Annotated in this window: 9 protein-coding genes; 8 read left to right on the top strand and 1 reads right to left on the bottom strand. The window is 73.4% G+C overall.

All coding sequences use genetic code 11. The annotated features are described in order from the left end of the window. Nucleotides 1-164 precede the first annotated feature (164 nt). Nucleotides 165-392: a DUF3107 domain-containing protein gene (locus NJE57_RS07130; protein WP_319027696.1), complete on the top strand. Its 228-nt coding sequence runs from the start codon at nt 165-167 to the stop codon at nt 390-392. Nucleotides 393-412: 20 nt separating this feature from the next. Here NJE57_RS07130 and NJE57_RS07125 read toward each other — a convergent pair whose 3' ends face one another. Further along, on the bottom strand, nt 413-1,066 hold the full coding sequence (locus NJE57_RS07125) for a TetR/AcrR family transcriptional regulator (RefSeq protein ID WP_319027695.1): 654 nt from the start codon (nt 1,064-1,066) through the stop codon (nt 413-415). Nucleotides 1,067-1,214: 148 nt separating this feature from the next. Here NJE57_RS07125 and NJE57_RS07120 point away from each other — a divergent pair, with 148 nt between their 5' ends. The 7 genes from NJE57_RS07120 to NJE57_RS07090 all read left to right on the top strand — a co-directional run bounded on the left by NJE57_RS07120 (nt 1,215) and on the right by NJE57_RS07090 (nt 13,549). Next, on the top strand, nt 1,215-2,267 hold the full coding sequence (locus NJE57_RS07120) for a DUF3152 domain-containing protein (protein WP_319027694.1): 1,053 nt from the start codon (nt 1,215-1,217) through the stop codon (nt 2,265-2,267). Further along, complete coding sequence (locus NJE57_RS07115; protein WP_319027693.1) at nt 2,264-3,484, top strand: ThiF family adenylyltransferase; 1,221 nt, start codon at nt 2,264-2,266, stop codon at nt 3,482-3,484. The genes NJE57_RS07120 and NJE57_RS07115 overlap by 4 nt, the downstream gene beginning before the upstream one ends. A 26-nt stretch (nt 3,485-3,510) precedes the next feature. After that, nucleotides 3,511-4,404, top strand: coding sequence for a TIGR02569 family protein (locus tag NJE57_RS07110; protein WP_319027692.1), 894 nt, complete (start codon nt 3,511-3,513; stop codon nt 4,402-4,404). Continuing rightward, the gene (locus tag NJE57_RS07105; protein WP_319027691.1) at nt 4,401-5,651 is read left to right on the top strand and encodes a CynX/NimT family MFS transporter; all 1,251 of its coding nucleotides are present in this window, start codon (nt 4,401-4,403) and stop codon (nt 5,649-5,651) included. Before NJE57_RS07110 ends, NJE57_RS07105 begins: the two co-directional genes overlap by 4 nt. Before the next feature lie 70 nt (nt 5,652-5,721). After that, nucleotides 5,722-9,084 carry a PD-(D/E)XK nuclease family protein gene (locus NJE57_RS07100; RefSeq protein ID WP_319027690.1) on the top strand — a complete coding sequence of 1,121 codons (3,363 nt, stop codon included), beginning with the start codon at nt 5,722-5,724 and terminating at the stop codon, nt 9,082-9,084. After that, nucleotides 9,081-12,407, top strand: coding sequence for an ATP-dependent DNA helicase (locus tag NJE57_RS07095; RefSeq protein WP_319027689.1), 3,327 nt, complete (start codon nt 9,081-9,083; stop codon nt 12,405-12,407). Before NJE57_RS07100 ends, NJE57_RS07095 begins: the two co-directional genes overlap by 4 nt. 62 nt (nt 12,408-12,469) lie before the next feature. Next, the gene (locus NJE57_RS07090) at nt 12,470-13,549 is read left to right on the top strand and encodes a potassium channel family protein (protein WP_319027688.1); all 1,080 of its coding nucleotides are present in this window, start codon (nt 12,470-12,472) and stop codon (nt 13,547-13,549) included. Nucleotides 13,550-13,589 lie beyond the last annotated feature (40 nt).

Below are 13,589 nucleotides of genomic sequence, written 5' to 3'. Positions count from 1 at the left end.
ATCCTCGGGGTGCGGGGCTCGACCTGCGAGCCGGTCGCGGGTGTGGTCCACGTGGGTCCCACCCTATCCCGTCACGCGCCGGTTCACCGGCTCCGGGCTAGCCTGGGTCCCACGTATCACCGATATCGGCGTGACATGCGCCGACGACGAGAAGGGCAGGCACCGTGGAGGTCAAGATCGGCATCGCCGACAGCAATCGCGAACTCGTGTTCAAGACCGGGATGAGCCCGGAGGACGTGTACGCCCGTGTCGAGGCCGCGCTCACCGCGGAGAGCAAGGCGGTGTTGGAGCTGGACGACGAGAAGGGCCGTCGGTACCTCGTCTCGACCGACCGGGTCGCCTACGTGGAGATCGGCGAGTCGGCCCGACGCGCGGTGGGGTTCCTCTCGTAGGTCCCTCCCACCCCCGGGACCTACGGACCCGGCCGGTCCCCGCTCTGACGGGGGATCTTCGACAGTCCTCCCCAACAGAGGGTGACAGTCGTGGAGACCGCGTCGGCGCGGGAGATCGGCCGGCCCGCGTCCAGCCAGTGGCCGGCGCTCACCCGGCTGGCACCCACGAGGCCCACCGCCAGGAGTCGCGAACGGTGCGCGTCCAGTCCGGAGTCGCCGCGGACCAGGTCGTGGACGGCGTCGATGCAGCCGTCGGTCGCCCGGTCCAGCTCGCGCCGGACGTCCTCGTCGCCGGACTCCGAGGTGAACACCAGTCTGAAACCGCGGGTGTCGGAATCGGCGAACGCGAAGAACGTGTCGACCGCGGCCTCGACCCGGCGCCGGTTGTCGGACGACGAGTCGAGCGCCGCCCGGATACGGCCGAGCAGCTCGTCCACGTGGTGGCGCAGGACCTCGATGTACAGGTCCCTCTTGGAGTCGAAGTGCTGGTACAGCACAGGTTTGGACACGCCGGCGAGGACGGCGATGTCGTCCATTCCCGAGGCGTGGAAACCCTGGTCCACGAACACGGTCCCGGCGGCGTCGAGGAGTTGCCGACGCCGGGCTCCGCGGGGCAGCCGGATCGCTCTGGCACGCCCCGGGGCTGTCGGGAACGGTCCGCCCGGGCTCGTCATGGTTGTGGCTCCTGTCCTCCCGGACGATCCGTCGAAGCCGGCCGGGCCAGACGGACAATACCCGCAACGGCGGAGTGCCGGAGAAGGCGACCACCTCCGGTTGTGGGATCGTGGACACCGTGACCGGTGCGGACTTGGAGGTGTGCGGATGAGCGACGGCCGTCGCCGGACGTCGGACGGTGTCGACGTCGGGTCCACCTCGCGGAGCCCCGCCCCGGCCGACCGCGGGGACCAGGGCTCCCGTTCGCCGTACTACCCGCCGCACGGGGAGCCACTCCGCGCCCCCTGGGATCCGGCCGGGGAATCGACCCCGGGTCGCCGTCGCTCCGTTCCCGGTGCCAGGGACCACCTGCGCAAGCAGAGCCCGGTCGGCAGGTTCTTCACCACGTGGGGCTGGCGGGCGTACGCGATCCCCGTGCTCGTGGTGCTCACGGCGTTCGTGATCGCCGATTCCGTGGCGGCGCCGGGGTCGGACGACGGCGGGTCCGTCACCGAGGCGGAGGAGACGCCGGCGATCGTCGGGCTGCCGCCCCGGGGAGTGGTCCCCCCGAGCGGGCAGTTGCCGGAGGGGGGTTCCTTCACCGAGGCGGGCGAGGGAGGGTTCCGGATCGTGCCCGGGGGTACCGACCGGGTCGGGGCCGACGCCGCCGAGCAGTTCGTCTACACCGTCGAGGTCGAGGAGGGCGTCGACACGGTGGACTTCGGAGGCGACGACTCGGTGGCCCGGATGGTCGACGCGACCCTGGCCAACCCCAAGAGCTGGACCGCCGACGGGGCGGTGGCGTTCCGGCGCACCGCCCGGGACGAGCCCGCGTTCCGGGTGACACTCGCCAGCCCCATGACGGTCCGCGAGAACTGCGGCTACGACATCGAGCTCGAGACCAGCTGCTACAACCCGTCCACCGGGCGGGTCTACCTCAACCTGGCGAGATGGATCCGTGGGGCGAGGTCCTTCCAGGGCGACATCGGGTCGTACCGCCAGTACCTCGTCAACCACGAGGTCGGTCACGCCATCGGCTACCCGGCCCACGAACCGTGCCCGGCGGACGGAGCGCTCGCGCCGATCATGATGCAGCAGACCTTCGGGGTCTCCAACAACGAGATCTTCCGGCTCGATCCCGAGGGCGTGGTCCCGGACAACGACGACACGTGTCGCTACAACGCGTGGCCGTTCCCCGACGGTCCGCCGGTGGCGCGGTGAACCCCGTGACCGGCGGCCCGGCCGGGGGGCTGCCCCCGTTGGTGGATCCGGTGCCCGATCTCACCGCGGAGGAGCGCGCACGCTATTCGCGCCACCTCCTGCTGGGTGACATCGGTGACGTGGGGCAGCGTCGCCTGCGCGCCACCTCGGTGTTCGTCGTGGGCGCGGGGGGCCTGGGCGCACCCGTGCTCATGTACCTCGCCGCGGCGGGTGTCGGGCGGATCACCGTGATCGACGACGACGAGGTGGACCTCGGCAACCTGCAGCGCCAGGTGATCCACTCCGTGCCCGCCATCGGCCGCCCCAAGGTCGAGTCGGCCCGTGACCGGCTCGCCGAGTTGGCACCGGGGGTCAGGGTCGACGCGGTCCATTCCCGGCTCGACGCACTCAACATCTCCTCGCTGCTCGAGGGCCACGATCTCGTGGTGGACGGCAGCGACAACTTCGCCACGCGATACCTCGTCTCCGACGCCTGCGAGATCGCTGGTATCCCGGTGATCTGGGGGACGATCGACCGCTTCCGGGCCCAGCTCGCGGTCTTCTGGTCCCGCCCGCCCGCGCCCGCCGCCGCCGTCACCCTCCGTGACCTCTACCCGGCCCCGCCGCCGCCCGGATCCGTCCCGAGCTGTGCCGAGGCGGGTGTCGTGGGCGCACTGTGCGGCACTGTCGGCTCGATGATGGCGATGGAGGCGGTCAAGCTGATCACGGGATCCGGCAGGTCACTGCTGGGCCGACTCGTGTTGATGGACCTCCTCGAGACCACCCACCGGACCGTGACCATCCGGCCGGATCCCTCCCGGTCGCCGGTGACCCGCCTGCCGGACGGTGCGGACGACTCCTGCGGGGTGCGTCCCCACGACCCGGTCGACGTGCCCACCGTGTCGGCCACGACGCTCGCCGCCGAACTGGCGGGGCCGGCCGGCTCGGGCGCGCCCGTCCTCGTCGACGTCCGGGGTGCCGGGGAGCGGTCCATCGCGGTGATCGACCCCTCGGTGTGGGTCCCACTGGACACGGTCGGCGAGGACGCCGCCGATCCGACCGGGGTCCTCGGACGCTCCGCGGCCCGGGGGCCACTCGTCGTGTACTGCAAGTCGGGTGTGCGTTCGGCTCGCGCGGCGGAGATCCTGTCCGCGGCGGGGTTCGCCGGGGTGCGCTCCCTGGAGGGCGGCATCGACGCCTGGACCCGCGACGTCGACCCGTCCCTGCCCGGGTACTGACGGACGGGGTGGGTACGGTGGTCGACGTGAACGACGTCAGCGTCCCCGACCACGTCCGCGGCGCCTTCGGCGTCGTGGCCGGCGCGGCCGTACCCGTGGTCGCCGGTTCCGGGACGGGCTGGCTGGTCGCCTCGCCGGGCAGCCCCGTGGTCATGCGTCCGGTCGCGGACACCTCCCTGGCCAACTGGTCCGCCCGGGTGCGGGAGGAACTCGACGTCACCGGCCTGCGCGTGTCCCTGCCGGTGCGTTCGACGGACGGCCGCCACGTGGTGAGCGGATGGCGGGCCGATCGGGCGGTCTCCGGGCGTCCGGAGGCCCGCGCCGACGAGACGATCGCCTGGTCGGCGAGGATCAACGCGGCCCTCGCCGACGTCGAACGACCCCGCCTGACCCGGCGCCCGGCCGCGAGGCCGTGGACGGAGACGGATCTGTTCTCCATCGCCGAGGCGGCGTCCTGGGACGGCGAACCGGAACGCGATCTGGCGCCCGGCATGGAGGACCGCGGGACCCCCTTCGCCACCCACCGCGCGGCCGCGTTGCTCGGCGCGACGGGGCTCATCCGACTCCGTCGGCCGGTCCCGTCCCAGGCCGGAGCCGGAGTGGTCCACGGTGATCTCGCACGGGGCCTGCTCTTCGACTCGTCCGGCGAGCCCGCCCTGACCGACGTCATCCCCTTCGCCCGCCCGGCGTCGTGGTCGGCGGCGGTCATCGCTGTCGACCACCTCTCGTGGGGGACCGTCGACACCGGGGTCCTGGTGCGGTGGCGTCACCTCGAGGACTGGCCGCAGATGGTGCTGCGTGCGGCGGTGTTCCGGCTGGCGGTGCACGCGCTGCACCCCGGGTCGCGGCCGGCGGCCGTGGACGGACTGCAGGCCATGGCCCGGTCCGTGGAGGAATTCGTGGGCGACCCGGACGCATGAACCCCCGCTCCTCGCGAGCAGGCACCCGATCGAGCGCTCTGGCGTTCCCCGTGATCGCCCTGGTCGGCGTCGTCCTCGTCTCCCTGAATCTCCGCACCGCCGTCACCTCCCTGAGTCCACTGCTGGGGGTGATCGACGCCGAGATCGGGCTCGGGACCGGCGGCATGAGCCTGCTCGGGATGGTGCCGACAGCGATGTTCGCCCTCTGGGGTGTCCTCACCCCGATCGTCCTGCGCCGGACCGGTCTGGAGATGCTCACCGTCCTGGCGATGGCCGCGGCCGCGGCCGGCCAGATCCTGCGGGCCCTCGCGGGTGACCCGTGGGTCATGGGAGCCGGATCCCTGATCGCCCTGGCCGGGATGGGTATCGGAAACGTGGTGGCACCGCCGCTGGTCAAGAAGTACTTCCCGCGGCACGTCGCGGCCGTGAGCATGGCGTACATCACCGGCCTCCAGCTGGGTACGGTCGTGCCGGCGCTCGTGGCCGTCCCTGTGGAGGAGGCCGCCGGGTGGCGGGTCTCGATCGGGTGGTGGGCCGTCCTCGCCGTCGTCGCCGCGGTGCCGTGGGTCATGGAGATCGTCCGGGGCGGTTCGGCCACCGCCGTGCCCGCGGCGGCCGGAGCCTCCCCGGCGGGTTCGCCTCCGGCCGGGGCCGCACCCGCGCAGCGCCCGCGGCCCTGGCGCTCGCCGGTCGGGATCGCCCTGGCGTTGTTCTTCGGGACCAACTCCCTGTGTACGTACGCCTTCTTCACGTGGCTCCCGGCGGTGGCGGTGTCCATCGGTATGACCCGCGCCGAGGGCGGGCTCGCGCTGGCCGTGTACTCGGGCATCGGACTGGTCGCCGCTCTGGTCGTCCCCTGGGTGGCGGGGAGGTTCGAGGACCCGTACGCCGTCGTCGTCGTCTCGGTGCTCTGTTACTTGGCAGGTTTCGCCGGCCTCCTCTGGGCACCCGGGGTGGCGCCGTGGGTGTGGATCTGCCTGCTCGGGGTGGGCCCCAGCACGTTCCCCCTCTGTCTGACGCTCATCAACCTCCGTACCCGGACCGAGGCCGGATCCGCCGCGCTCTCCGGGTTCTCGCAGGGCGTGGGCTACACGGCGGCGTGCCTCGGCCCCATCGTCTTCGGCCTGCTCCTGTCCGGTCCGGGGCTCGGCGCGGGCCTGGCGTTCCTCACGGTGGTACTCGCGGTGATGGTCGTGGTCGCCCGGACCGCGTGTCGCCCCCGGATGCTCGAGGACACCCTGCGGTGACGCGGGGGGACCGCTGAGCCCGAGGTCCGGCGCCCGCCGGTCTGTCGTAGCGGTGTGGTCTCATCGAGCCGTGACAGAGTCCGCCGCAGCACCGACAGCCGGGGCCCCGACGAACGGAGCGCCGGTCGTCTCCCACACCGGGGGACCCGCCTCGCCCCGCGAGTGGCCGCCCCAGCTCGAGGGCCTGTTCCGCCGGTACCGGGATCCGCGGCACGCCGGCCCCCGGGAGCGTTGGGTCGTTCGGGGAGGGCCCGGGAGCGGGAAGACCTCACTCATCGTGGACGTGGTGCGTGCGGCGGTGTCCGGCGGCGCGGGACTCGACGGCGTCCTGGTCCTCACCGGATCCGCCACCGCCGGGGCCGCGCTCCTCGAGGAGGTCACCCGCGGGCTCCCGCCGGACTCGGTCGTGGGCACCGACGCCCCCGTCCGTACGGTCCACTCCCTGGCCCATGCCGTCGTCCGGCTGGCGGCCGCCCGGGTCGACGCCCCGCCGCCGAGACTCCGGACGGGTGCCGAGCACGACGCGCTGGTGCGCGAGACCCTGCTCGGCGAGGCGGCCGACGGTGCCCCGCTCTGGCCCGAGCAGCTGCGGCCGGCGTTGTCCACCGTCGGTTTCGCCCGTGAACTGCGCGATCTCCTCCTGCGCTCGCTCGAGCGGGGGATCGGCCCCCGTGAACTCGCCCGGCTGGGCCGGTCGGCGGGCAGGCCCGCGTGGGTCGCCGCGGCCGGGTTCTTCCGCAGGCACGAGGAGCAGATGGCCCTGCGCTCGGGACTGCGGGGCGGGGAGTCCGACGTCCCCGAGGCCCTCAACGCCGCCGAACTCGTGGGTGCGGCCCTGGACGCCCTGACCGCGGACCCCGGGCTGCGGGAGGTCTTCCGGTCGCGGCGCCTGGTCGCGGTCGACGACGCGCACCACCTCGACCCGCTCGCGGCCGAGTTCGTGGCCGCGGTCGGGGGTGGGGCGGACGTCCTGCTGGTCGTGGAGGACGGAGACCAGTCGGTGTTCCGTTTCCGCGGGGCGGACGGCGGTCTCGCCCGCGCCGTCGTCGACCAGGGCGGCCGTTCTGTGGACCTGCACGTGGGCCGCCGGATGGCCCCCGCGGTCGCGGCGGTGGCCGCACGGATCGGTTCCAGACTCCCCGGAGCGGCCCGACACCGTCCCCGGGAGCTAGCACCCGGGGCCGGGACAGCCGGAGCCGCGGAGCGGGGTCGTGCCGCCGACGAGGGGGCCGTCGTCGACGAGGGGTCGGTGTCGGTCACCGTCGCCCGGTCGGCGGCTGCGGAGGCCGCGCTGGTCGCGGACTTCCTCCGTCGACGTCACGTGCTGGACGGTGTCGACTACGGGGAGATGGCGGTCGTCAGCAGATCCCTGCCCGGAGTCGTCGACGCCCTCCTGCCCGCACTGGACGCCGCCGGGGTCCCGGTGGTCGACGCGGGCGCCGAGCTCCCGCCGGCACACGACCCCGTGGTGGCGGCGCTGCTGCTCCTGCTGCGTTCAGCCCTGGAGGGAGCCCCCGGTACGGACGCCGAGCGGACCCTGGCGCTGCTGTCCGGTCCCATCGGGCGCGCCGACGCCGTCGCGATGCGCAGGCTCCGGCGGGGCATCCGGCGAACCGGGATCGGGGGATCCGAGCCGAGCGCCGAGACGCTCCGCTCCCTGGTACTCGACGAGCAAGCCCGCGCTCCGTCCGGCCTCACCGCGGTCGAACTCGCGCCGGTCACCCGCATCCGGCACGCCCGGACCGCGGTACTGGACTCCCTGCGGGTGGGCGGGACCGTCGAGGAGGTGCTCTGGGCGGCATGGTCGGCGTCGAGGCTGGAGCGACGGCTCGTCCGCCAGGCCGTGGCGGCGGACCCGTGGTCCCGCTCGGCCGACCGGTCCCTGGACGCCGTGGTGTCCCTGTTCGACCACGCGGCGGACTACGTGGACCGCGTCCCCGGTGGCTCCCTCGCGCTCTTCTGTGAGGTGGTGTCGGGAGAGGACCTGCCCGCCCCCCGGCGCGCGGACACGCGGGCTCGAGGTGGGGCCGTGAGTGTGCTGTCGGCCCACGCCGCAGTGGGCAGGCAGTGGCGCTCGGTGGCCGTGTGCGGGGTCCAGGACGGGCGGTGGCCCGCACCCCGTCGGCGGTCAGGACTGCTCGGTGTCGACGAGCTCGTGGACCTGACGGAGGTGGCCGGCGACGGGCCGCTCCCGTCGGAGGCCGAACGTGCCGTGTCCTCGGCGTCGGCCCGGGCGGCCGAGGAACGACGGTTGTTCTACGTGGCCTGCTCCCGAGCCCGCAGTCATCTGCTCGTGACGGCGGTCGAGTCCCCGGAAGAGGGCGACGTCGCCCCGTCGCGGTTCGTCGACGAGATCGCCGACCTCGCGACCGGGGACCTCGCCACCGCGGTCGCGGACCCGGCCGCCGCGGGCGGGGATCACCCGGGCGACGCGGTGGCCACCCGGTACGCGCCGACGGTGTTCACGTTGCAGCACCTGGCGGTCGACCTCCGGGCCGCGCTGCTCGATCACTCCACCGACCCCGCGGACGCCGCCCACGCGGCGGGCCTGCTGGCGGGCCTGCGCGACGCGGGGGTCGGGGAGGCGGACCCCGGGACCTGGTACGGCGCCGGCGAGCCGTCCACCACCGCGCCGCCCTTCCCCACGGAACCCGGGCAGCCGGTGGTCGTGCTCTCACCGTCGGGATTCGGCGCGCTCGAAGAGTGTCCGCTCCGATGGTTCCTGCAGAAGGCCCGGGGCGACTCGTCCGAGTCGGGGTCGGCGGCGTCCCTGATCCGGGGTTCGGCGGTCCACGCCCTCACGCAGGCTGTCGAGGGCGGGATCACCGAGGACGCACTCCGGTCGGCGGTGCTGCGCCGGGCCGAACCGCTCACCCGCGCCCGTGGGTGGTTCGCCGCACGCGGTGCCGAGTCGATGGTCGGCATGGCCGAGGCGTTCCGGCGGTGGCGCACCGGCACCCGCGATGTCTACACCACGGCCGGGGTGGAGGAGCCGTTCTCTTTCGACGTCCGCGAAGGGGTGCGGGTCCGCGGGCGGATCGACCGGCTCGAGGCCACCCGGTCCGGCGAGGTGGTCCCGGTGGATGTCAAGACCTCGACGAGCGCGGTCACCAGGGCGGTGGCGGCGACCCATCCCCAGTTGGCGCTGTACCAGCTCGCCGTGGCGGAGGGTGCTGTCGAGTCCGCCGCTGGGCGTGCACCCGGAGGAGGGCTCCTGCTGTATCTCGGCGGCCGGGAGGACCGCATGCCCACCGAGCGCGTCCAGGACCCGCTGGGCCGGGACACCGCGGAGGAGCTGACCGATCGGGTGGTCGAGGCGGGTCGCGCTACGGAAGGTCCCTCGTACACGGCCCGCGTGGGTCCGTGGTGTGAGCACTGCGACGTGAGATCCAGTTGCCCTGCCCAGCCCGAGGGACAGCAGGTGATCGGGTGATCTCCCCGGCGGGCCCCGACGAGGTCGCCGACGCGCTCGGCGTCCACCGTCCGACCCCGGAGCAGGCGGCGGTGATCGCCGGCCCCACCGAGCCGACCCTCGTTCTGGCCGGTGCGGGCGCGGGCAAGACCGAGACCATGGCCGCGAGGGTGGTGTGGCTCGTGGCAGGCGGTCACGCCCGCCCGTCGGAGATCCTGGGCCTCACCTTCACGCGCAAAGCCGCCCAACAGCTGTCCAGGCGGATCCGGCGCCGCCTCGACGCACTCGCCCGGAGCCCGCTGTGCACCGGACCCGGGGCGGACCCCAGTATCGCCGAGTCGATCCGGACCGAGGATCCGCAGATCTCGACGTACCACGCCTTCGCGGGGAACCTGCTCGGGTCCTATGGACTGCTCGTCCCGGTCGAACCAGATTCGCGACTGCTCACCCCCACGGCTGCGTTCCAGCTCGCACACGACGTGGTGTCGCGGTGGGAGTCCCCGCTCGCGACGGGATCGTCCGCCGCACAGGTGACCCGCGACGTCCTGGCCCTCGCCGGTCAGTTGTCGGAACACCTCGTGACCACGGATGAACTGCGGGCCCACCCCGACCTCCTCACCACCCTCGTGGCCACCCTGCCGGGAGGGCCCGGCCAACGATCGACCCCCACCAAGTGGCTCGACGAGGCCACCACGGTCCAGGGCCACCGCGACGAGTTGGCGGACCTCGTCGACGCGGTCGCCGCGCGCATGCGCGCGGAGTCGGCACTGGATCACGCGTCCCAGATGGCGCTGGCCGCGACGGTGGCCCGCGACCACCCCCAGGTCGGCGAAGCCGAACGCCGTGCGTTCCGGGTGGTCCTGCTCGACGAGTACCAGGACACCGGTCACTCCCAGCGGGTCCTGCTCACCTCGCTGTTCGGCGGGAGGGCGGCCCCTGTCCCCGCGGTCACGGCCGTCGGTGACCCCATGCAGTCCATCTACGGGTGGCGGGGGGCCTCGGCTTCCAACCTCGACCGCTTCCGGGACGACTTCCCCCTCCCGGGCGGGCAGCAGGCCCACCTACGTGAACTCACCACGTCGTGGCGCAATCCCCCCGAGGTGCTGGCGCTGGCCAACCGGATCACGCTCCCGCTGCGGGACCGCCCGGGCTCGGTGCCGGTCCCGCAGCTCCGCGCGAGGGACGGGGCCGACCCGGCGGACCTGAGGGTGGCTGTGCTGGACACGGCCGAGGCCGAACGGGAGTGGGTGGCCGATTCCGTGGCGAGCCGCTATCGCGCGGCGGTGGCGGCCGGCCGGGTCCCGACCGCGGCCGTGCTCGTCAGACGCAACAGCGACTCCGGGCCGATCGCCGAGGCGCTGGAGTCTCGAGGTCTGCCCGTCGAGGTGGTCGGGGTGGGCGGGCTGTTGGATGTCCCCGAGGTGGTGGACGTGGTCTCGCTGCTGACGGTCGTCGCCCGGCCCGGCGCCGGTGCGCCCTTGGTACGCCTGCTCAGCGGCTCCCGGTTCGCGCTCGGCGCCGCCGATCTGGCCGCGTTGGCCGGTCGGGCCGCCAGGCTCTCGCTCCGTCGCCCGGCCGCGGCCGGTGGCGCGGTGACCGGCGTCGAGGAGCTGGAGCAGCTCCTGGACGCCATCGCCCGCGGAGAGGAGACCGACTCCGCCGGACTCGCGGACGCGCTCGCCGATCCGGGCCCGGAGGACGGTTACAGCCCGGCCGGCTACGCCAGGATCGTCGAACTCGCCCGCATCATCGCCGGAGTGAGGGCCCGATCATCCGCACCCCCGGCCAGACTCGTGGCCGCGGCGGAGTCTGCGCTCGGGCTGGACGCCGAGGTGCGCCTGCGGGAGCGTTCCGGCCGCGGGGAGGCCCGTGAACAGCTCGACGAGCTCCAGGAGGTGGCCGCCGGTTTCCGCGCGGACCGGGGCTCCGGCCTCGACGCCTTCCTGGCCCACCTCGAGCTGGCGCGCACCGTCGACGGCGGACTCGCCCGCGGCGAGGTCGCCGCCACCCCGGGTCGGGTACAGATACTGACCGTCCACTCGGCCAAGGGGCTGGAGTGGGAGATCGTCGCCGTACCCCACCTGTCGGCCGGGGTGTTCCCCTCCGACCGGGCGCCGCAGACCTCGGTCCGGGCCGCCACCCATCTGCCCGAGGGACTACGCGGAGACCGGGCGACCGAGCACAACCCCGGTGGGGTGCCGGTACCCCGGCTCGACGGGGTGGCGGACCGCAAGCTCCTGGAAGCCGCGCTCAGGAGTCACATCGCCCGGGTCGGGCGGCGCTCCCTCGACGAGGACCGACGGCTGTTCTACGTGGCCGTCACCCGTGCGGAACGCTCGTTGCTGCTCTCGGCATCGCACTGGCACGGGAGTGGCTCGACCCCCCGGGGGCCGTCGGAGTTCCTCGACGAGGTCCTCGAGTCGTGCCGGGGTCCCGAACCCCTGGGGGAGATCGACCACCTCGTCGTCACACCCTCCTCCGCCAATCCGGCCACCCGGTCCGCGGTGGAGGCGGTGTGGCCGCGCGCGGCGGCACCGGACCGCACGGCCGCGGCCCGCGCGGTGGCGCGCGCCGCACCGGTGGACCCGGAGACCGACCGGGCCCCCGACCACGGGCCGGCCAGGCGCTGGCACCTCGTCGCGGCCCCCCTGCTCGCGGACGCTCGCCGGGCCGCCGAACGGCGCGACGCGGTGGTCCTGCCGCGGCGGTTGACCGCCGGGGAAGTCGTGGCCATGGCGGCGGACCCCGACGCCTTCGCCGACCGCCTGCGCAGACCGGTACCGTTCCGACCCGACCGGTTCGCCCGGCGTGGCACGCGTTTCCACCTGTGGCTGGAACACCGCTTCGGCGCCACCCACCTGCTCGACATCGACGACCTGCCCGGTGCCGGGGACCAGGGCGCGGATGACGGCTTGTCGGAGGCGGATCTCGAGGCACTGCAACTGGCCTTCGAGTCGTCGCGATGGGCACGGCGGACCCCGGAAGCGGTGGAGGTGCCGTTCGAGGTGGGCCTGGGGGAGCACCTCCTCCGGGGTCGGATGGACGCCGTGTTCGCCGACGGCGACGACTGGATAGTCGTGGACTGGAAGACCGGGCGCGTGCCGGGCGCGGCCGAGCTGCCGTCCGTGTCGCTCCAGTTGGCGGTCTACCGCTACGCCTGGGCCAAGGTCGTCTCGGCCAGGCTCGGACGACCCGTCGAGCTCGACCGGGTCCGGGCCGCGTTCCACTACGTCCGCTCCGGGCGGACTGTCGAACCTGCCGACCTCCCCGACGCGGACGAACTGCTCGGGCTCCTCTCCGCCGGCCCGGGACGAGGCCGGTTGTTGTCCCACGAGGACCGATAGGCGACGATGGTGCCGGTGATGACGAGGATCGACGGTGGTCCAGTAGCGAAACGGAGCTGCCGATGGTGAGGAAGCGCGCACTCGCGTCCCGGAGCCGCGGCAGCGACCCGCTCGACGAGAGTCCCGACCACATCCTCGTGGGCGTGGTGAGCATCCCCGAGAACGCCGAGAGCCCGTGGCGGTTGATCGGCAAGCGAGTGTTGATGGCCGTGCTCACGCTGGCTGTGGCAGCCCTCGTGGTGTACATCGACCAGGAGGGGTACGAAGGCGGTGGCGGGCCCGGCGGGAGAATCACGGTCGTAGACGCGTTCTACTACGCCACGGTCTCCCTCTCGACCACCGGTTACGGAGACATTTCCCCGGTCACCCAGCAGGCGCGGCTGCTGAACGCCATCTTGATCACGCCGCTGCGCGTGCTCTTCCTCATCCTGCTCGTCGGCACCACCCTGTCGGTGCTCACCGAGCAGTCCCGTCAGGCCCTGAAGATCCAGCGCTGGAGGAACCTCGTGCGTAACCACACCGTCGTAGTCGGCTACGGCACCAAGGGCAGGTCCGCCGTCGCGGCGATGCTCGCCGACGAGATCGCCCCCGACGACATCGTGGTGGTCGACACCGACCCCCAGGTGCTCAAGTCCGCTGCCGCCCGCGGACTGGTCACGGTCCAGGGGTCGGCCACGCGGTCGGACGTCCTCAAACTCGCGGGTGTCACCAGGGCGTCCTCCGTGGTGGTGGCCACCAACTCCGACGACACCGCGGTGCTGGTCACACTGACCGCGCGGGAACTCGCCCCCAACGCCAAGATCGTCGCGACGGTCCGCGAGTCCGACAACAAGCATCTGCTCAAACAGTCCGGTGCGGACTCCGTGGTGGTCTCCGCCGAGACGGCGGGCCGCCTCCTCGGGCTGGCCACCATCACCCCGACCGTCGTGGGGATGATGGAGGACCTGCTGACGCCCGACGAGGGGTTCTCGATCGCCGAACGGCGCGTCGAGGAGTCCGAGGTCGGCGGCTCCCCACGACATCTGGCGGAACTGGTCCTGGGCGTGGTCCGCAAGGGACAGCTGATCAAGGTCAACGAACCGGAGGCGGACGCGCTCGAGACCGGTGACCGCCTGCTCTACATCCGGATGGTGGCGGGCTGAGACCTCCGCCCGGAACGAGGGCGGCCCACGTGACCCCGGG

The sequence above is a fragment of the Dietzia sp. PP-33 genome, assembly GCF_033790845.1.
GTDB lineage: Bacteria > Actinomycetota > Actinomycetes > Mycobacteriales > Mycobacteriaceae > Dietzia.
The sequence above is the reverse complement of the archived record's forward strand: the minus strand, read 5'-3'. Positions and strand labels throughout refer to the sequence as shown.